At 37.7% G+C, this 21,016-nt stretch carries 18 protein-coding genes; 6 read left to right on the top strand and 12 right to left on the bottom strand.

Going from position 1 to position 21,016, the window contains the following annotated elements:
• Nucleotides 1-110 precede the first annotated feature (110 nt).
• Nucleotides 111-1,577, top strand: coding sequence for an aminotransferase-like domain-containing protein (locus tag MTQ00_RS05570; protein ID WP_273648048.1), 1,467 nt, complete (start codon nt 111-113; stop codon nt 1,575-1,577).
• A 56-nt stretch (nt 1,578-1,633) separates the two neighbouring features.
• Here the strand turns inward: MTQ00_RS05570 and MTQ00_RS05565 are convergent, their stop codons facing one another.
• Nucleotides 1,634-2,629, bottom strand: coding sequence for an aldo/keto reductase (locus MTQ00_RS05565; RefSeq protein ID WP_273648047.1), 996 nt, complete (start codon nt 2,627-2,629; stop codon nt 1,634-1,636).
• A gap of 115 nt (nt 2,630-2,744) precedes the next feature.
• Between MTQ00_RS05565 and MTQ00_RS05560 the strand changes: the two genes are divergently transcribed.
• Nucleotides 2,745-4,010, top strand: coding sequence for an NAD(P)/FAD-dependent oxidoreductase (locus MTQ00_RS05560; RefSeq protein WP_172282669.1), 1,266 nt, complete (start codon nt 2,745-2,747; stop codon nt 4,008-4,010).
• A 5-nt stretch (nt 4,011-4,015) separates the two neighbouring features.
• Here the strand turns inward: MTQ00_RS05560 and MTQ00_RS05555 are convergent, their stop codons facing one another.
• Entirely contained in the window at nt 4,016-4,450 is a 435-nt protein-coding gene (locus MTQ00_RS05555; protein ID WP_273648046.1) for a low affinity iron permease family protein, read from the bottom strand.
• Nucleotides 4,451-4,715: 265 nt separating this feature from the next.
• Here MTQ00_RS05555 and MTQ00_RS05550 point away from each other — a divergent pair, with 265 nt between their 5' ends.
• Nucleotides 4,716-5,333: a YciE/YciF ferroxidase family protein gene (locus MTQ00_RS05550; RefSeq protein ID WP_273648045.1), complete on the top strand. Its 618-nt coding sequence runs from the start codon at nt 4,716-4,718 to the stop codon at nt 5,331-5,333.
• Between the two features lie 65 nt (nt 5,334-5,398).
• Here the strand turns inward: MTQ00_RS05550 and MTQ00_RS05545 are convergent, their stop codons facing one another.
• The 5 genes from MTQ00_RS05545 to MTQ00_RS05530 form a co-directional block, all read right to left on the bottom strand.
• Nucleotides 5,399-6,301, bottom strand: a complete 903-nt coding sequence (locus MTQ00_RS05545; RefSeq protein ID WP_273648044.1) for a helix-turn-helix domain-containing protein — start codon at nt 6,299-6,301, stop codon at nt 5,399-5,401.
• Between the two features lie 16 nt (nt 6,302-6,317).
• A complete protein-coding gene (locus MTQ00_RS05540; RefSeq protein ID WP_337249967.1) occupies nt 6,318-7,316 on the bottom strand; it encodes an aldo/keto reductase in 999 nt (332 codons plus the stop codon).
• 133 nt (nt 7,317-7,449) lie between these two features.
• Nucleotides 7,450-8,229: an aldo/keto reductase gene (locus MTQ00_RS05535; RefSeq protein WP_337249966.1), complete on the bottom strand. Its 780-nt coding sequence runs from the start codon at nt 8,227-8,229 to the stop codon at nt 7,450-7,452.
• On the bottom strand, nt 8,178-8,393 hold the full coding sequence (locus MTQ00_RS22270) for an aldo/keto reductase (protein ID WP_337249965.1): 216 nt from the start codon (nt 8,391-8,393) through the stop codon (nt 8,178-8,180). The genes MTQ00_RS05535 and MTQ00_RS22270 overlap by 52 nt, the downstream gene beginning before the upstream one ends.
• 421 nt (nt 8,394-8,814) lie before the next feature.
• Nucleotides 8,815-10,623, bottom strand: coding sequence for a hypothetical protein (locus MTQ00_RS05530; protein WP_273648042.1), 1,809 nt, complete (start codon nt 10,621-10,623; stop codon nt 8,815-8,817).
• A 237-nt stretch (nt 10,624-10,860) separates the two neighbouring features.
• Between MTQ00_RS05530 and MTQ00_RS05525 the strand changes: the two genes are divergently transcribed.
• Both MTQ00_RS05525 and MTQ00_RS05520 read left to right on the top strand, forming a co-directional pair.
• On the top strand, nt 10,861-11,325 hold the full coding sequence (locus MTQ00_RS05525) for an SRPBCC family protein (RefSeq protein WP_273648041.1): 465 nt from the start codon (nt 10,861-10,863) through the stop codon (nt 11,323-11,325).
• Between the two features lie 35 nt (nt 11,326-11,360).
• Nucleotides 11,361-11,912 (top strand): DUF6624 domain-containing protein, encoded by a 552-nt coding sequence (locus MTQ00_RS05520; protein WP_273648040.1) that lies wholly within the window; start codon nt 11,361-11,363, stop codon nt 11,910-11,912.
• A gap of 99 nt (nt 11,913-12,011) precedes the next feature.
• Here the strand turns inward: MTQ00_RS05520 and MTQ00_RS05515 are convergent, their stop codons facing one another.
• From MTQ00_RS05515 to MTQ00_RS05495, 5 genes are all read right to left on the bottom strand, one after another.
• Nucleotides 12,012-13,427 carry an efflux transporter outer membrane subunit gene (locus MTQ00_RS05515; protein WP_273648039.1) on the bottom strand — a complete coding sequence of 472 codons (1,416 nt, stop codon included), beginning with the start codon at nt 13,425-13,427 and terminating at the stop codon, nt 12,012-12,014.
• A gap of 2 nt (nt 13,428-13,429) precedes the next feature.
• Nucleotides 13,430-16,582, bottom strand: a complete 3,153-nt coding sequence (locus tag MTQ00_RS05510) for an efflux RND transporter permease subunit (protein ID WP_273648038.1) — start codon at nt 16,580-16,582, stop codon at nt 13,430-13,432.
• Between the two features lie 40 nt (nt 16,583-16,622).
• The gene (locus tag MTQ00_RS05505; protein WP_273648037.1) at nt 16,623-17,744 is read right to left on the bottom strand and encodes an efflux RND transporter periplasmic adaptor subunit; all 1,122 of its coding nucleotides are present in this window, start codon (nt 17,742-17,744) and stop codon (nt 16,623-16,625) included.
• A 255-nt stretch (nt 17,745-17,999) separates the two neighbouring features.
• Entirely contained in the window at nt 18,000-18,764 is a 765-nt protein-coding gene (locus MTQ00_RS05500; RefSeq protein WP_273648036.1) for a LytR/AlgR family response regulator transcription factor, read from the bottom strand.
• Entirely contained in the window at nt 18,761-19,861 is a 1,101-nt protein-coding gene (locus tag MTQ00_RS05495; protein ID WP_273648035.1) for a sensor histidine kinase, read from the bottom strand. The genes MTQ00_RS05500 and MTQ00_RS05495 overlap by 4 nt, the downstream gene beginning before the upstream one ends.
• 232 nt (nt 19,862-20,093) lie before the next feature.
• On the opposite strand from MTQ00_RS05495, the gene MTQ00_RS05490 reads away from it, so the two are divergent.
• Nucleotides 20,094-20,942 (top strand): helix-turn-helix domain-containing protein, encoded by an 849-nt coding sequence (locus tag MTQ00_RS05490; RefSeq protein WP_273648034.1) that lies wholly within the window; start codon nt 20,094-20,096, stop codon nt 20,940-20,942.
• Nucleotides 20,943-21,016 lie beyond the last annotated feature (74 nt).

The following is a 21,016-nucleotide window of genomic DNA, read 5'->3' as shown; positions in this document are numbered from 1 at the left end:
ATTTGTTTTAATGATACAAAATTAGAACGCAGGAAAGGTGGTAATCGGAGCCAGATTTATTTAATTTGGTAGTCCAGATTATTTATATTTGTAGTAGTAAATTCCAGATTATGCTTCCTTATAAGAATCTGATTCTCATTAATGCGGATACAACTGAACCTCTGTATCGGCAGATTGCAGCCCAGCTTATTTCATTAATTCAGGAAGGAAAGCTCCTTCCCGGAACCCTGTTGCCAAGTACCAGAGGTCTTGCATTTGATCTTCAGCTTCATCGAAAGACAATTACTGCAGCTTATGATGTTCTGGTATCAGAAGATTGGGTGGATAATCTGCCGAGGAAAGGATATAGGGTATCTTATGATTTGCCCCGGATTAAACCCAGATCTTATAAAAAAAATAAAATAAGTGCCTTTGCGCATAAAGGAGCAATCAACTTTGAACGTTTGGAAATGATCTTAAATCCTGTTCTCTCTGTTGAAAACAGCAGGATAATTATCGATGATGGTTTGCCGGATATTTCACTTTTACCGGTTACAACCATAACCAAACAGTTTAAAAAGGCATTGGATGAAATTACATATAAAGCTGTTTTGAGGCATAGGATATCAGAAAACTCCAATCTTTCTATTGCATTATCTACTTTTCTGAAGCATACCCGGGGATTGGATATGGAGATAGAAAATATTTTTACCACACGTGGTGCGCAAATGGCAATTTATATTGCTGCTTCTCTTATTATAAAGCCAGGTGATAAAGTAATTGTAAGCGACCCGAGCTACTTTATCGCAAATCTTGTTTTTGAAAAATTAGGGGCCGAGCTTATCCGCGTACCCGTAGATAATGAAGGAATGTGCACACGATCGGTTGAGGAGGTTCTGCAGAAAAATGATATTAAAATGATCTACATTATCCCTCATCATCATCATCCTACTACAGTGACGATGAGTGTAGAAAGAAGACAACATATGCTGAAATTGATTAAATCATATGATATTGCAGTTATTGAAGACGATTACGATTATGATTTTCAGTTTAAATATGACCCTTATCTTCCTCTGGCTAGTGGGGATCATAATGGAAGAGTTATTTATATAGGTTCTCTTACAAAAGTTCTTGGGACTCCTTTCCGCCTTGGATATATGGTGGCTACAGCCGATTTTTTAGAAGCTGCCCGTAAGCTTAGAAAACTTATTGATATCAGGGGTGATACTATTATTGAAGAGGCAGCAGCCGGACTCATTAACAATGGTGATCTAGCCCGTCATATTCAGAGATCCAACCGTTTGTATGCCCAACGATGTGATCTGGTTTCAGAATTGATCAGTAAAGAATTGACTGATGTTGTTACTTTTACAAAACCAACGGGAGGAATGGCATTATGGCTTAGATTTAATTCTGAATTTAAATTGTCGGATATTTTGAAGAAAGCACATAAAGATGGTTTGGTTGTTTCCGGGACTGTTTATTGTACCGGAAAAAACGCCCAGTTGAATGCCTGCCGGTTTGGGTTTGCTTCTTTGAATGAGAATCAACTTACAGAAGCGGTTGAATTGTTGAAAAAAGCAGCCGGAGTATAAGCAATCAAATAAAAGCCTCTCACAATGAGAGGCTTCTGTTTAATAATATTAAAATTCTACCTGTAATCTGGGATCTGAGCTTTCTCATAGATCAATCCCTCAGATTTTATCTCATTCCAGAAATCAGGAGGAATTACAGCATTCAGTCCTTCTACATTGTCATGCACCTGATCCGGCTGACTGGCTCCGGGAATAATGGCCGCAAATTCATCAGCCGCCAAAACAAATTGCAGGGCTGCATGTACAATGTCTGTGTTGTATTTTTTTGCTATTTCTGCAATCCGGTCTCTTTTTTCTGTCATCCCTTTGGGAATGACGTCTTTATAATTATAGCGGTTTCTTCCCGCAATAAATCCTGAATTATAACCGGCTCCTGAAACCAGTTTTACCCCAGCTTTTTTTATGGCCGGAAGTAATCTGTCTACGGCATCTTCATGTTCTAAAATAGAATATTGGGTAGCAGAAAGGCAGATGTCTGGGTCAGCAGCTTCAATGCAGTCCAAAATAGGCTCTATCTTATTAACACCCATTCCCCAGGCTTTTATAATTCCTTGTTCCCTTAAATCTGAAAGTACTTTAAAAGCTCCTTCCTTTGCCTGTTTCAGAAAGTAAGGATACCGGTCACCGACCTGATCTTCAGAAAGGTCATGGATGTATACAATATCAATACGATCGAGCCCTGATCTTTCAAGGCTTTCATCGATTGACTTTTTTATAGCATCTGCTGTATAATCATGCCGGAAGTCATAATTTAATGGATTTTTCCACATGGTGGGTGGGACCTCAGATTTAGGGACTTCCTTAAATAATCTGCCTACTTTTGTAGAGAAAACAAAGTCATCTCTATCCTTACCCTGTAAAAACTGTCCAAATCTTCTTTCGCTTTTTGTCAATCCGTACCAGGGTGAGGTATCATAATACCGTATGCCCAGGTCCCAGGCCTTTTGCAGGACTTCGTGTGCTTCTTCATCCGTAATGTCAGCAAAAGCAGTTCCTATAGCTACTCCTCCTAATCCTAATTTGTGCTTTTCCGTTAGAATGTCTGTTTTCATATGTTACTTTTTATGTTGGGTTATAGTAAAGCAAGCAAACATTGTGCATTTATGAACTTTAATTTTTTTTGGTCTTATTATTGGACTCTTACAGCAACCACTCAAAATAGTAAGTATGAAAAAGCACATCATCATTGTAGGCGGAGGATTTGCTGGGATTAATCTCATCAAATCACTTAAAAATGACGAACGGTTTGAGATCACATTGATTGATAAAAATAATTACCATTTCTTTCCTCCTCTCATCTACCAGGTAGCCACTTCTTTTATTCAGGCTTCAAATATCAGTTATCCTTTCAGGAGAATGATTTCAAAGTTCCGAAATGTACGGTTTCACATGGGAAATCTAATTAAGGTGGTTTCAGAAACCAAAACCGTAGAAACTGATACCGGAAATTTAAGCTATGATTATCTCGTTCTTGCTTTAGGAACCGAATCTAATTTTTTCGGGATGGAAAATGTTCAGAGGTGTGCACTTCCTATGAAAAGTATTACTGAAGCTCTTTATCTTCGAAATCATATGCTTCTGACCCTGGAAGAAGCGGCAAGAAATAAGGATATGAAAGCAGCAGGTCGTCTTCAGAATATTGTTATTGCAGGAGGTGGACCTACAGGAGTGGAACTTGCTGGGATGCTGGCAGAAATGGGAAAATATATTGCTGAAAAAGAATATCCAGAAATTAAACTGGGGCTTTCCAACCTGTATCTTATTGATGCCCTTCCTACCCTTCTTTCCCCGATGAGCGAAATGGCCCAGAAAACTTCTTATGAGACACTGAAAAAATTAGGGGTAAAAATTATTCTGAACGTCTCTGTGAAAGATTATATTGACAATAAAGTAATCCTTTCTGATGGAAGATCCATTGAAACCGAGACCCTGATCTGGACATCCGGTGTCATAGGCCGGGAAGTTCCCGGTATTCCCAAAGAAGCTATCGGTCGTGGAAGAAGAATACTGGTAGACGGATATAATGAAGTGGAAGGAATGAGAAATATTTACGCTGTAGGCGACATTTGTCTTCAGCTCACGGAAAAAAAATACCCAAACGGGCATCCGCAACTGGCGCAGGTAGCCATACAGCAAGCGCATAACTTAGCTGATAACTTTAAGTATATTGCACAAGGTAAACCTTTGAAACCTTTCGAGTACAATGACAAAGGAAGCATGGCAATTATTTCTAAATACAATGCAGTAGTAGACCTCCCAAAATTTTCTTTTAAAGGTTTTATAGCATGGCTTACCTGGTTATTTATTCATATCATTCCTTTGGTAGGATTTGGAAGTAAGGTCCGTCTTGCTTTTGATTGGCTTCGGTTGTTTATTACCAATAACCCTTCTATCCGTTTAATACTCTATCCAAAGAGGAATACAGATAAATAACAGTTTTATTTATACCGCTGATTACAGGCAGATTTTGATTGCTCATCTATTGATATTGAACGGGTGGGAGAAGCTTCTTTTTTAGGTAGTTTTCCCAGTTTTTCATAGAATTTATGAAGCTGGTCCAGTTCATCTTCTGTAAGATCTTCAATATCTACGATCCGGTTACTGGCGTGTTCATGAGCAGCAATTAGCTCGTTAAGTTTAATCTGTATGGCTTTTGAGTCCTTATTTTGTGCTTTTTGGATAAGGAAAACCATGAGAAAAGTAATTATTGTGGTTCCGGTATTGATAACCATCTGCCAGACTTCCGAAAAATTAAATATAGGTCCTACGGAAGCCCAGGCAATAACGAGGATTGTTGCTGTGATAAATGCAGCGGCACTACCAGTAAAATAAACAGCTTTATCTGCGAATTTGTCAAAAAGATTCTTTTTCATAATAATAGTGGATTGGAAGACATACATTTTAGTGATGCTTAATGTCTTTTCATTTATTTCGAATATAAAGATTCAGCAACTGTTATTTTTATGATCATAGTCATAATTAGAACTAGTAATTGCGTATTTAATTCTATTTATTTTTATTCAATATTTCATTTTTAAGTTAAAGTAATGTTAAGTATTTAAATAATTTGAGGTTTCGTTGTTGCGTTTGGCTTTATTATTGTAACCAGTTAATGCATAAACCACAAAAAATATTAATATGGCAACGAGTACAAAAACACCAGGAAAAAAAACGGCAACGTCTTCAAGAACCAGATCGGCATCAACCCCGGCTAAAAAAACAGCCGCGGTAAAAACTCCGGCAAGAAAGGTTCCCGCTAAAAAGGATGCGGCAAAGGAACTCAAGGATCTGTTTGAAGATGGGCTTAAGGATATTTACTGGGCTGAAAAAGCATTAACGAAAGCTCTTCCGAAAATGGAAAAAAATGCTGAAGATAAAGGCCTGAAAAAAGCGATATCAAGTCACCTGGCTGAAACCGAAAACCATGTAAAAAGATTGGAAGAATGTTTTGCTGCTTTGGGCAAGAAAGCTCAGGCAAAAAAGTGTGATGCCATGCAGGGATTGTTGGATGAAGGGAAAAGTATTATGGAAGAAACACAACCAGGCTCTGTACGGGATGCCGGAATTATTGCGGCATCACAGAAAGTAGAACATTATGAAATTGCTACCTATGGTACGTTAGCAGCTTATGCTAAGGTTCTGAAGCAAACCAAATGTCTGAAAATTTTATTGAAGACATTGGAAGAAGAGAAAAAATGCGATGAACTCCTTACCAGTATCGCAGACACTGCTCTGAATAAGAAAGCAATGAAATAATATGATTAATACAACAAAGAATCCTCAATTTTAATTGAGGATTTTTTTTTATAAAAATTTAGGTATTATTTTATTCCGAAGGAAGTTCTGAACTCCATCGGAGCCATTTTTGTTTTCTTTTTAAATAGAGTGCTGAAAGACTGAGGATGTTCAAAGCCTAATGCATAGGCAATTTCACTCACAGATAAATTAGTGGTCGACAGTTTTTCTTTAGCCTTTGCTATTAATTTTTCATGAATATGTTGTTGGGTATTCTGCCCTGTATGAATTCTTAACAGATCACTGAGATAATTAGGAGATAGGTTCATTGCTTCAGCAATAAGCTGAACGGTTAACAAACCCTTATCTGCAGATTGTTCATGATCAAAATAATCATTCAGAAAACGCTCGAATTTTGTTAGGAGCTGATGATTGCTGTTTTTGCGGGTAATAAACTGCCGTTCATAAAAACGATTGGAATAATTAAGCAAAAGATCAATCTGAGATAAAATAATCTCCTGGGTATGACGATCGATATGCTGACATTCTTTATCTATTTTTTTGAGTATTGCAATCAGATCATTTTCCTCATCTTCCGATAAATGTAAAGCTTCATTTACCGCATAGGAGAAAAAACCATAACCCGTAATCGAAGATGCCAAAGGATGTTTCAATAAAAAATCAGGATGAAAGATCAATAAGTAACCTGATCCGCATTCCATATTTTGCAAGTCTAAATACTGTACCTGGTTAGGTGCAGTAAAGCTTAATACTCCTTTATCATAGTCATAATGCTGCTGACCATATTTGATCTTGCCTTTTGCTTCTCTTTTCAATGCAACACAGTAAAATCTGTTCACAAAACCTTTCCATATTTCATCTTCCAGAAATATAGAATGGGAAAGATTAATAACACTTACCAACGGATGTTTAGGTTCCGGTAAGGATAATAGGCGATGAAAAGCTGAAACCGACTGAATAGCATTCATAAAACAAATGTAACAATTAATCTAACAGTCCCATACTGAATTCATCATATTGAGCTCCCGTATCAGTGCCTAAAGGAATAATGCTTTCCAGTTTTAAAATTTCCTCTTCTGTAAGCTGAATATGAACAGCATCAATATTCTGTTCCAGATATTTTCTGCGTTTTGTTCCTGGAATCGGGACAAAGCCTTTACTGATAATCCATGCTAATGCCAGTTGGGAAGATGTAATGTTCTTCTCTTTTGCCATAGACTCGATGGCTTCTACCAGTTTAATATTTTTATAAAAATGTTGTTCCTGAAAACGTGGGATTGCGCGTCGGAAGTCATTTTCAGGCAAGTCATCAATGGAACGGATTTGTCCGGATAAAAAACCGCGTCCCAGCGGAGAATAAGGCACAAACCCTATTTTCAGTTCTTGTAATGTTGTAATCACTCCTCTTTCTTCTACTGTACGCTCAAACAATGAATATTCACTTTGTACAGCTGTAATGGGATGAACAATATGGGCTCTTTTGATGGTTTCTGAAGATACTTCCGATAAGCCGATGTATTTCACTTTTCCTTCTTTTACCAGGTCGCTCATTGCTCCTACAGTTTCCTCTATAGGTGTGTTTTTATCCAGCCGATGCATATAATAAAGATCAATATAATCAGTCTTTAAGTTTTTTAATGAACGTTCTACTGATTTCTTTACATAATCCTTCTTTCCGTTGATGGCCCAGGTAATCTTATCCTGGTCATTGATTTCCCAGCCAAATTTGGTAGCAATAATATATTGGTCCCGATTGTTTTCCGTAGCTTTGGCAATAAGCTGCTCATTTTTAAACGGACCGTAAAGATCTGCTGTATCAAGAAAATTACCGCCTAGCTCCAATGATCTGTGAATGGTCGCAATAGCTTCCTTCTCATCTGCTTCACCATACATATTTCCATCTTCAAAACCTGTCATGCCCATACATCCTAAACCTATAACAGGAACTTTCAATCCCTGATTTCCTAATTGTATTGTATTCATTTTCATACTGTTTATTTAATGATTCAAAATTCGTAAGAAATAAAAAACAGCATGTATGCAAAACACTGAACAACGTATGTAAATCAAGGGTATATAGATCATAAAAACAAAAGCCTCGTATGAGGCTTTGTTTTTATTTGCTTGCTTCATTCAGAAGCTGTACATCTTCGTTACTCAGATGAAGTTCAGTCGCTTTAAATAAGGTTTGTAATTGAGACTGGCTGGTTGCGCTTACGATAGGTGCTGTAATAAGTGGATTGGCTAATAGCCATGCTAATGCCACAGAAGCCTGGTTGGCCTGATGTTTTTCACTTACCTGATCCAAAGCTTTTAATACTCGCTCCCCTTTTTCATTCAGATATTTGCGGACACCTTCTCCCCTGGCACTTTTAGAAAGATCTGCTTCACTGCGGTATTTTCCGGTTAGAAAACCTGCCGCTAAAGACCAGTATGGGAATACGCTCAAATCATATTTTTTCACCAAAGGAGCGTAATTTTTTTCAAAGTTTTCACGCTCTAATAAATTATAATGAGGTTGTAAAGCGACATACCGGGGTAAATTATTCTTTTCTGAAGCGTCAAAAGAAGCGGTAAGCCGTTCCGGAGTAAGATTGGAAGCTGCAATATAACGCACCTTTCCGGCTTTTATAATTTCGTCATACGCCGCAAGAGTTTCCTCAACCGGGGTTTTATGATCATCAAAGTGGGTATAATAAAGATCTATATGATCGATCTGTAATCTTTTCAGAGATTCGTCAACAGATTTCAGGATATGTCTTTTACTGATATCAAAACCATGTTCTTTGGTTTCTGATCCTACTTTAGTCGCAATGACAAGATGATTTCTGTTGCCTCGGCTCTTCAACCATTTACCGATAATTTCTTCAGACTGTCCCCTCTTCCATTTACCCACCAAGAATAGGTATCAGCAGTATCTATAAAATTGAATCCGGCTTCTGTAAACTGATCCAGGATGTCAAAAGATTGTTGCTCATCCAATGTCCATCCGAAAACGTTTCCTCCGAAATTAATCGGTGCGACCGATAAATCCGTATTTTTTATCATTCTCTTTTCCATACATTAAAAATTAATTTTTTAGTCATAATCATTGATGTGGTGCTCTATGAACCCACAATTGAAAACTGTTAAGATAGTTGATCTCCTTGTTTTTTGAATTTGTTTGAAGACGGAGAATCATCTTCAGTACTATAAATTTAAAGAAAAATTTTCTTAAGAATAGCGGACAGAAGATTATTTAAGATAATATTAATACAATACGGTTGATCATAAGAGTTTATTCTGTCAATTAAGATTATGATTTTAAATACAAAGACGCAAAGGAATTTAATGATGATACTTTTTAAGGTGCAAAGATTTTTGGAAGGTATGATGTAATTTTGAATTCTTTCAATATTATATTTATTAGAGATAAAGCCCCTGCGCTTTAACAAAATGAAATATGCAAAATAGCGTCTTTGTATTTAATAAAAAATGATTTTTATTTTTCTATCTGTGGAATTATAATTTGTGAGATCATTACTTTACACTCTTCAAGTTGATGTTTCATATTTTCTTTTTCTTTATTAAAAAATGCGGTGGTACAGAACAGATTTTCGTAGTAAGCAATGCCTTCCAGTAGATTTTTTCTGAAGATATTCCATTTCTTTGTTTGGGAAAGAGTAACCGTGTCAGTTACCGCTTTGATTTCCTTTTTCAGGTGTTCCACATACATTTTTAGCTCATTAATGAACATATTCGGGCGTTTATGGTCCGGAAGGATATTTCCGTTGCCATAGATGTGCTGAACCATTTCAGTGAGAGAAACCTCTTTATCAAAATAAGCCAGATTAGGTCCCGGACAAATAACTACACCTTGATCCTCTCCTTTTATTTGAATCTCCTGTTCCATATAGGCTGCATTCACAAGCCCCACACATAAGCAGGCTTTATTAGTTATCTCTTCTTTCCTGTTGTTAAACTCTTCTTCACTGAGGGTTTCTTTTTCTTTCTCAAGCTCTTTTAATTTGATAGCTTGGTATTTCCGTGATGCCGTGCAGTTTCCTTTGGAGGAATATTCTTTGTTTAGTGCAAGCAGTTTTTTGGGACAGGAACTACCATACTTTCCGTGAGCCTCTTTTTGATGTTTAAGAAGTTCATTGGAGGTTCCCCGGACAGTATTAAAAGGAACTCCTAAAGGTGAAATCGTACTGAGATAAAAATCACTTTCTTTAGATCGGGCCAGGAGATCGCGGGTTACTTTATCTACAGATGTCGCTTCAGGAACCAGTAAAAATGGAGAACCCCATCCTACACTGTCTGCATGATAATATTCAAGTAAAAAATCATGTTCTTCGGAAGTTCCTACTCCTCCCTGAACGGTAATTTTTACTTCCGGCGGTTGAGTAGCCGTATATCTGTCTTTTTGTTCTAAAGCTGCAATCATAAGAACATAAGCAGAATTTATGAGTTCATTCTTTTTCTGTTTGAATTCTTCCAAAATGGGACCTAATAATAAGCCCTCCGTTGCAAAAGCGTGACCACCACAGTTGAGCCCGGATTCAACTCTGTATTCTGAGACCCATAATCCCTTTTTTGCTAAAAAATTTCCCTGGATCATGGCGGAACGGAAATCACTTACCTTGAGGATGATCTTTTTTTTCAGATTTCCATTTTTGTCCGGAAAAAAATCATCAAATTCTTCGAGGTAGCTGTATAAACGTGGATTCATTCCTGCAGAAAGTACCACAGATGAAGAGAGTCTGCTATGAGCAAAGCCCCGTAACGATGCGTGGGCGTCATTATGCATTACAGGAAGCTGTTCATTTTTCGCGAAATTATCCTTATCTACTTTTGTCATAATATTCACATCTATATTCCCGGGACTGAGATGAGCGTCAATAAATTTTCTGATACCGGAACCTACATAGTCTTTTTGATCTGCAAAATCCTGCAATCTGCTTTTAATAGAAGAAGTGTTCGGTAGCATGCCTATAAATTCTCTGAGTGTTTCTGCATTCTTGATAATCTCCTGCTTAAAGGATTCGAACTTTTTATTAACGATGTCATCTACCATATTAAGGTAGTCCGTTATTCTTCTAGCTCTGTAATCTTCAGTTTTTGTAGAGATGAATGGATAATTGAGATTGAATTTTCCAGCGTAAAAATTCTTCATTTTTTCTATAATCTCGTCATCTATGATCGAAATAACGGAGGAAATTCCATATTGTGCAACCCGTATCGGACTGTCAATAGTATAGGCTAGTCCCATCACCGGAATATGGAAACTGTGTAAGGGTTTATTTGTCATTTTGTTTTGATAAAATAGGACGGAAAGATAGCCTGAAATAGTGGGTTATTTTATACCCTTTTCTACTAAAGTATACGGATATGGTATATTACATTTTCCTTTATTAAAAGGGTAAACAGAGAATTTATTCATGTCGACCTTTTATTTATGAAAAAAAATAAAAAGAACACTTGTTTTTTAAAACTAATGACTTAACTTTTCCCTAAGGACTCAAACTTTTAAAATTAACGATACAAAATGGTACATCAGCTTCAACGTGAACAGCAGCTTTATTGTGATCTGGAAACAGCATGGAGATTTTTTTCTTCAGCCAATAATCTTTCTAAAATTACTCCAAAAGATATGAACTTTATTGTCCTGACCAAACTGGAGAATGATGAAATTTATGAAGGGATGATAATTGATTATTATGTTTCTCCATTGCTGGGGATTAAGATGAGCTGGCAAACTGAGATCATTCAGGTTTCTTTTCAAAAAAGCTTTACTGATTTTCAGAAAAAAGGACCTTATAAACTTTGGAATCACTTTCACGAATTCATTCCCAACGAAAAAGGTGTTTTAATGAGAGACACGATTAATTATGAGCTGCCAATGGGTGTTTTAGGAGAAGTAGCCTATGGGCTTTTTGTGAAAAAGAAAATTGAACATATTTTTAATTATCGATATCAGATTCTGGAAAAAATGTTTAATGAGAAAAAGTAATCTGACTTTTAGTTCATGAATTTGTCATCAATACCATGAAACATAGTTGTTTTATCCTGTTATTAAATGTATTGCTTATTTCTTCCTGTAAAAAGAAGGATGATGAATACCGTATTATAAAATATCAGCTGGAAAAAGTATTGGTTGATGATCAAAAGTACAGGGCGCCCGTATACAATCCACAAAAACAAAATCCGATAGATCGAAATAATTTGATGATCGTTACAAAAATTATTGATAGTCTGGGTTGGTTGGGAAAGGATAAGATTGGAAATGATGCTAATCTTGCTTTGTTCGTTACGATACAACACGCGGGGAAATTATCTGTAATGGAAAAATATCTTCCCATAATGAAGGAAGCTGTTAAAAGAGGAAATGTTGAAAGGTCTCAGCTGGCTTACCTTATCGACAGGGTTGAGATTTTAAATAACAGAAAACAGATATATGGAACCCAATATTCTATAGATGACAAGGGCAAGGTTTTTTTTAAAGATATTGCAGATTCAAGCCACGTAAACGCAAGGAGAAAATCCATGAATTTAGGAACTATTGATGAGTATATAAAGATGATTGATTCTGACCGGTAGACTATTTTGCTTGAAGCTTTTGTAAAAGGTATCAATTGAAAAAATAAAAACTGCCTCATTTTACAAGGCAGTTTCACAAAAGTAATCGTATTTTGAGTATCAATTAACCCCTCCTCCTAAAGACCGGTAAAGGTCTACTTCTGCATTTAGCTTTTCCAGGGTAATGTTTACATACTCAAGATCATTCTGGAGCTTGTTATTCTGTGCAGTGATTACCTCCAGATAAGTTGCCATACCACTTTTATATAATTTAAGCGCATCATTGATTCCTTTGTCCAGAATAGCAGTTCTCTGTTCCAGTAATGTGAGCCTTTCTGATGTTCCTTTAGATTTGGCCATTGCATCGGAAACCTCACTTACTGCTGTCATCATGGATTGCCGGAATGCTATCACCGCTTTTTCCTGTTCAATAACAGCTGTTTCATAAGCTGTTTTCAGCTGCCTTTTCTGTAATAAAGGCATGGCTAAGTTAGCGGCCGGGGTCTTGGTGATGGATCCCGGGAGGTCAAACCATGTATTAAACTTATTCGAGTTGATTCCAATCTGTGGAGTAAGGCTTATGCTCGGATACATGGCGGCTTTGGAAAGACCTGTTTTAGCATTCAGGCTGATAACAGCCAGCTCTGCTGCTTTCAGGTCTGGACGTCTGCTTAAAAGCTGGGCAGGAACTCCTTCTGACAATGTATTTTCGGGGATCATATTTTTCATGGAGTTTCCCCTGTCGATTTTTCCAGGATATTCGCCACACAAAATACTTAAAGCATTTTCCTGTATTGAAATATTCTGCCTGGCCAAAGGGATCAGAAGTTCAGCTGTTTTCTTTTGGGCTTCAGATTGCTGAATTGCCAATGAATTGATCTGTCCTGCTGTATATTGCAGCTTCATCATTTTTAGGGTATTATCACTTAGCTCAATATTTTTTTCTGCTATTTTCAGCTGTTCATCAAGGCTGATCAAATTGTAGTAGGCCTGAGCTACCTGTACGATGATGCGTGTTTTAAGGGCATTCATATTTTCTTTTTGAGCAAAATAATCAGCTGCAGCGGATTCTTTCTGCATTTTGGTCTTTCCCCATATATCCACTTCCCACGACAACCTTAACGTTGCGCTAAAATCATCAATATACTTGGTTCCGGTAAACTGTTCATTAAGGGAACCATTCAGGCTGTTTTTTGAAGCCCATGCCCTATTGGCCCCTGCACTGAAATCTACAGTTGGCATAAGGTTGTTTTTGGCCTGCTTGTAGGCGAGATCAAGCTGCTCCATATTTTTAAGCGCGGTATAGATCTCATTATTCTTCAGGAGAGCCTTATCGATAAGGCTAATCAGCTGAGGATCCTTAAAAAATGTTTTCCAGGGAAGTATAACCGTATCTCCGGTTACTTTCGTGGACTCTTTATATGTTTGAGGGACATTAAGGTCCGGTCTCTTATATTCTTTTCCTACGGCGCAGGACAACAGGAGTATTGCTGCCAATCCCGATAAAAGGAAATTTTTTATATGAAATGTGTTCATTTTTATTGATTTAGTGATGAAACATTAGAAACATTAGGATTCTTTGCCGAAATCTTTTCATCGATATATTGAAAGAACATATATAATACTGGAATCACAAATACTCCCAGAACAACCCCGCTCAGCATTCCCATTGCCGCACTCACGCTGATGGATTTATTTCCTGAAGCCATTCCTCCGGAGGATAACATCAAAGGAATCATTCCCACAATAAATGCCAGTGAAGTCATAATAATAGGGCGTAATCTGGACTTCGCCCCTTCAAGAGCCGACTCGAGAAGAGACATTCCTGATTTTCTCCGCTGGACAGCGAATTCAACGATCAGAATGGCATTTTTGGCTAAAAGTCCTATCAGCATGATCAAGCCAACCTGTACATAAATATTGTTGTCGAATCCTATTGCTTTTATTCCAAGGAACGCTCCAACAATTCCTGTAGGAATGGAAAGCATTACAGCTAATGGAAGTATATAACTTTCGTATTGGGCAGCAAGGAGGAGATAAACAAACAATAGACAGAGACCGAAGATTGCAATAGTCTGATTTCCTGATGACTTTTCCTCTAAGCTCAATCCGGTCCATTCGTAACTATAATCAGATGGAAGTTTATCCAGTGTTTTTTCCAGGGATGTCATTAATGCTCCGTTACTTACTCCCGGTTTCGGGGTCACGTTGATGTTTAATGAATTGTATAGGTTATATCGTCCAACAGATTCAGGGCCATACACTTTCTTTAAAGTGATCAAGGTGTTAGCCGGAACCATTTCACCTTTGTTGTTTTTCACGAAGATATCATTAAAGGCTTCCGCATCCATTCTGAAAACTCCATCCGCTTTAATATTTACCCGGTAGAATTTCCCGAATCTTGAAAAGTTTTGAGACTGGTCTCCTGAAAAATAAGTCTGTATACTTCCTAAAAGATTGGAAATGCTTACGCCCAGCTGTTTGGCTTTGTCTTCATCCACTTCCAGCTCCATTTGCGGATAATCTGCCCGGAACATGGTGTAGGCAAAAGCTACGTTGGGATTTTGCATCAGCTGTCCGATCAGCTCATCAGCTTTAGCCTTTAAAATCTGTGGGTCACGTCCCATGCGGTCCTGAAGTACAATTTCTGCATCGTTGGTCATACCATATCCTTCCACCGGAGGCATCCTGAATGTCATGACACTTCCCTCTTTGATGCCTGAAAACTTCTCGTTAACAATGGCCATGATTTCATCAATATCCTGGGTTTCTCCTCTTTCTTTTTTAGGCTTCAATTTTACAAATCCCATAGCATAGGCCGGTCCTGAGCTGTTACTCAATAAATTATAACCTGTGATAGATGTATTTTCCTGAATAGCATCCAGTTTTTTCAGCATGGCATTCATTTTATCAGATACTTCTGTTGTTTTCGTTAATCCTGTTCCTGGTGGCATGCTTAACGTATACATAAACAGTCCGTCGTCTTCCATAGGCACAAAACTTTTGGACGTAGAAGTCATCAGCCATGCGGCTCCCCCGATAATCCCTATGATCAGACCTCCGGCAATCCATTTTCTGTTGATCAGAAAGCGTACACCTTTTACATATCTGCCCGTTAAATTATTAAAGCTGGCATTGAAAGCGGTAGCGAATTTTTTTCCAAATCCTTTCTTCTTACCATTTTCCTCAGGGGAATGGTTATTTTTAAGAAAAACGGCACATAATGCAGGTGTTAATGTTAATGCATTCACTGCCGAAATAATAATTGCAATAGCCAACGTATAGGCAAACTGTTTATAAAATAATCCTGCTGAACCCGACATGAATCCGATCGGAATAAATACGGCAGACATAACCAGGGTAATTGAAATAACAGCTCCGGTAATTTCATTCATGGCTTTGTGTGTTGCTTCCTTACCGGTAAGGCTGGTTCCTTCCATATTACTGTGTACCGCTTCTACGACAACGATTGCATCATCAACGACAATACCGATGGCCAGAACCAATGCAAAAAGTGTCAGTACATTAATCGTGAACCCTAGTACAAGAAGGAAAAAGAAGGTTCCGATAATCGCTACGGGAACCGCAATAGCAGGAATAATGGTAGACCTGAAGTCCTGTAAGAAAATAAATACAACAATAAACACCAGAATAAATGCTTCTATCAACGTAGATTTTACCTGTCCCGTTGCTTCGTCCAATCTTTCTTTGGTACTGATCACTTTAGAGTATTTAATTCCGGGAGGAAAAGATTTGGAGAGCTGTTCAATGGATTTGTTGATTCCAATTTCAATTTCATTGGCATTGGATCCCGTAGTCTGCATGATAGCAACAGTCACGGCATTTTTACCATTTGAAAGATTATCCCCGCTGTAAGAAATTGATCCGAATTCTACTCTTGCTACGTCTTTAAGGCGGATCAGTTTGGTTCCGTCATTTTTAACAACGATATTTTCAAATTGCTCAGGTTTATTTTTCTTTCCTTTGTACCGGATAACATATTCAAGGGAAGCATTGGATTCCTCACCCAGTTTACCGGGAGCAGATTCAAGACTGTGATCAGCTACAGCATTTGAAATATCAGCAGGTTCCAGTCCGTAAGATGACATTTTCTGCGGATTAAGCCAGATTCTCATTGAATAATCTTTAGCTCCGAAAACCTGTGCCTGCCCTACGCCTTTTACTCTTTTTACCTGTGGAATAAGATTGATGTTGGCATAATTCTGTAAAAAGGTTTCATCATACTTTTTATTATCGTCAGTATAAATGTTAAACAGCATGATCATACTGTTTTGCTGCTTGGAGGTGGTTAATCCCATTCTCACAACTTCCTGAGGTAAAATAGGGGTTGCCTGCTGCACTCTGTTCTGTACATTTACGGCAGCCTGATCAGGATTAACTCCCTGTTTGAATATAATTGAAATGGAAAAAGTTCCGTCATTACTGGCATTCGACTTAATATATTGCATATCTTCCACTCCATTGATCTGCTCTTCTAAAGGCGTTACTACGGAGCGTATAACGGTTTCACTATTTCCTCCCGGATAAGATCCGGAAACCATAATGGTAGGCGGCGAAATATCCGGAAACCGGGTTACCGCAAGTTTGCTGAGGCCTATGATTCCCAATATGACAATAATAAGGGAAATTACAGTGGCCAATACCGGTCGGTCTATGATCTTTTTTAGCATGTCTTAATTTCTTTGGATGAGTACATTGTGTTTTTAGAATCTATTTTGAAGGGATGATTTTAGGGAGTACCGAGGCTCCTTCGTTAAGGGCATCAATCCTGTTGATGGCTATTTTATCTCCCGGCTGCACTCCTGATGAAACGAAATAATCCGAGATGGTTCCTCCTGAGATTTCAATTGGAGTCATAACAACTTTGTTCTGGGCATTCAGTTTGTAAACAAAAAATCTGTCCTGAATATCCTTTACAGCTGTTTTAGGTAATTTAATGACATCATCCACATACTGATGAATCTTTACCCGCGCTGTACCTCCTGCACGAAGAAGTTGATCAGGATTTTGAAATATTGCTTTCAGCTGCATACTTCCTGTCATCCGGTCAAAATTTCCACTGGCATTTTCCAGCTTTCCTTTATATGGATAGGTAGAACCATCCGGAAGGATCAGTTCAACGTTTCCGGTTTGATCTTCGGAGGCCATTCTGGCTTTGGTATAGCGAAGGAAATCGGCTTCGTTCATTGCAAAATAAACATTCACTGTATGGATATCGGAAAGTGTGGTAAGCGGAGTGGCATCAGAAGGGGTAATCAGATTTCCGGTTCTGTTGACGATCCTGCCAATATATCCCGATACAGGAGCTTTTATATACGCAAATCCGGCATTGATCTTTGAAGAGCCTAATGCAGATTTAGCCTGTGCGACCTGAGCTGTTGCTGCTGCATAGCTTGCCTGAGCTGTTTTCAGCTGCATATCGGAAACCACATTTCCTTCCACCAATGGTTTTAGTTTTTCTACTTCAAGTCTGGCACTCGCCTGGTTGGCCAATGCTATTTTTAATGCAGCATCACTATTATTTACCTGTTCATTATAGACTGAAGGATTGATCCTGAAAAGCGTCTGCCCTTTTTGTACATATTGCCCTTCTTTTACGTATACCGTTTCCAGATAGCCTGTGACCTGGGCTTTGATATCCACATTATCCTGTCCTTCGATACTTCCAGGATATCCGGAAGAAATATCAGCATTTCCTGATTTCAGCTGTATAAAATCGGTAGGAAGTGCAGACATTTGCTCACCTGTTTCCTGGCTTTTTCCGGAGTTGCAGGACTGGAGAAAAACAGCTGCTGTCAATAGCAGTACGAAATAACCTTTTTTACAATTCATAATATACGATTTACTATTTGTTGACTACAAAATAATCGCAAAAAAAGGGCATTAATAGGGAGAATTTCAGTGAAACGTAATTATTCGGGGATGAAGCGTTTAATAGCTGAAATGAAAAGAAAAGGGTATAAAACGAGATTTTTCCTATTACTGAAATGATAAAGAGTATTACCCCGAACAAATGTTTGGGATGAAGAATTTTAAATTGTATGATAAAAAAAATATTTCCACTATCGTAGAAATCATATAGGTGATCTAATAATCCATCCAGGACTTCAGTGCCGAAGCTTTTTCCCTGCTTACAATGACTTCAATATCCGGATGCCTGACCAGGTCGAGTTTCAGTTTTCCGTTAAAGTAATTGGAAATATGCTGTACGGAATCTATGTTGATGATAAACTGCCTGTTGGCTCTGAAAAACATTTTAGGATCCAGCTGTTTTTCCAGTTCCTCTAAGGTCTGGGGAACAATTTCTGTGTTTCCGTTTTTTACAACAGCTCTGCTGACGCCCAGTTCGGTAAAAAAATAGAGGATATCCTCCGAGAGCAGGGTTTTATAACCGTCTCTGTGGGCTAAAAGGAAACGCTTCCTGTAATCTTTGGGCTGGATGTAGTTCAGCAGTCCCTCTATAGCAGTTCCTACATATGGAATGGTTTCCATAAAGGTTTCATAATTCTTTAATGCGGTTTCGAGCTCCTCTTCTTCAACAGGTTTTAAAAGATAATCGATGCTGTTGTATTTAAATGCTTTTACTGCATATTCATCATAAGCGGTGGTGAAGATCACAGGACATTTAATTTCTGTCTGATTGAAAATTTCAAAACTTAAGCCGTCTGCCAGCTGGATATCCATCATAATGATATCAGGAGCCGGATTTTCTTCCAACCATTGTACTGCTGATGCTACGGAATCTTCAACAGATACAATTTCAGCGTGGGGCCGCAATTTCAGCAATAACCTTTTTAGGCGGTCCGCATTAGGCTTTTCATCTTCTACGATTAAGATCTTATTGAGCTTCATAATAATGGTATTTTGGCAAGGAAATCTTTTTCTGTTTGAAGGATCAACGGCTTTTTATCTCCAAGCAATTCAAACCGGTTCATGATGTTTTTAATACCCACTTTGGAAGATTCGGCTTTATTGATGAGAGGGATCAAAGTGTTGCAGACAACAAGATTTTTGCTGGTTAATGTATAAATTTTTATTTGTAGAGGATTGGATCTGAGTGTTTGATTGTGTTTGATGGCATTTTCTACCAAAAACTGCAGAGTTAAAGGAGGGATCATCATATTCCTTAATTCCGGATTAATAGAGATCTCGAAATTGACTCCGTCACCGATTCTTTTTTTTATCAGGAAAATGTAAGAGTCTAAAAATTTCAATTCTTCGTCTAAAGAGATCACATCTTTTTTTGAATTAATAACAAGATAGCGGTAAACTTTAGAGAAATTTTCAGCGTACTCATAACCTAATTGCTGGTTTTCCAGAATAAGTTCCGATAAAACGCTTAGGTTATTAAAAATAAAATGAGGGTCTATCTGTAGTTTCAGAGCCTGTAGCTCTGCAGCCATTGCAGCCTGTTTGTGTTTAGAAGCCCTTAGCTTGTGCTGGGTTACTTCTATGGCAGATTTTTTCCAATTTTCCAGTAAATAATCTCCTGTATTTACGGCACTGATGAGCAGGGAAATAATGATATTGGTAGCTACCCATTGTCCCAACAAGGTCATTTCTTTACGATAATCCATTTTGGCTATGTCGGGCGTATTGGAAAAAATATTAATGATAATGGCCACAAAAAGAATGCTTACGGCAATTTGCAGAATGCCTTGTATGCATAAGCGTTTTATTCCCCGGTTACTCCATGGAAGCAACTTATTAAGCTGGCTGTCGATCAATATGCTTACCTCCGAAATAATAACTGAAAAAAGAAGCACCCACAGAAAATCACTGATCAGAAAATCCAACGGATCTTTAACATAGTCTTCCCATACCGGATCAAAAGGATCCATGAGATAGGAAAATAAATAAAATGAAATGATTGCCACAGCCCATATGACCAGGCGTTTTTTGGTGGCAGATAATAATTTTTTTTTCCTTATTTGGGTTTTTCTCATCATAGAGCAAGTAGGTTTTGGAACCATTAATTCTGTAAATATAAATATTGATTTTCTAAATGCGCATCTGTTTTTTGAGTCAAGCAGGAAAAATTTAAGATGAAATGTAAAATAAATGGTTTAAAACGAATGCCTCATATTACCATATATATCATATGAAAGAAAGTGTTGCTTTTATTAAAATATCAGGCAATATGATTACATTTACACGCTCTAACAGCCCAATGTTTCAGTGATGGCAAAATCGAACATTTTACTCCATACAAACGAACTCAACAGCACCGGTATAGAAATTTGTCCTATGGGTGAACTTGAAGAATCTGTACAGGCAGCTCACCGCGATGAACATTTTATGTTTGTTATTCAGCAGGAAGGATATTCTTCATTAGAACTGGATTTCCGTAAGGTTGAACTTCATGGAGCTGCAGTGTTATATGTTGCACCCGGACAGGTTCACCGGTATATAAAAAATGAGCATTCTAAAGGCTGGTTGGTGTTTATAGAAACGGCACTGATTCCTAAAACTTATCTTGAGATTTTCACTACTTACCTCAATTCTAACCAGGCTGCAGAAGTTGAAAAGAATGACAGTCTGTTTTCGTTTATTCCGGTTTTTGATGCTGTATTGGCTCATAATGAAGTTTCTTTTCAAAATAATCTTATCAATTCATTTACGGATAGCCTGGCAGGTCTTATGGTAAGAGCGTTGGTCAGAAACAAGCATTCTGAAAAAGTCATTGGCGGACAGAAATATAAGACAGTATTGCTTTTTAAACAAATGATTCAATCGCATTACAGGGAATTGAAACAGGTAAAGGAATACGCAGTGAAACTTCATATCACCCCTCTGTATCTGAATGAGGTGGTAAAAGAAATCACAGGTTTTGCAGCCAGTCATTGGATACAGCAGGAAATTATCCTGGAGTCTCAGCGTCTTTTGTACTATACTGACATGGATATTAAGGAAATTGCTTTTGACCTTGGATATGATGATTATACTTATTTTTCGCGCTTTTTTAAAAAGAATACCGGTTATACAGCATCTGAATTCCGGAAAAGAAAACCATTATTTGTCCAATTATAGCCATTGAATAGCTATCGCTAATTGTATGTTGCCGATCTACTTTTGTACTCGAAAAATAACTAAAAAAACGATGC

It is taken from the genome of Chryseobacterium sp. B21-037 (assembly GCF_028570785.1).
Taxonomy (GTDB): domain Bacteria; phylum Bacteroidota; class Bacteroidia; order Flavobacteriales; family Weeksellaceae; genus Chryseobacterium; species Chryseobacterium proteolyticum.
Note: the sequence above shows the minus strand (reverse complement) of the source record. Positions and strands in the feature narration are given on the sequence as shown.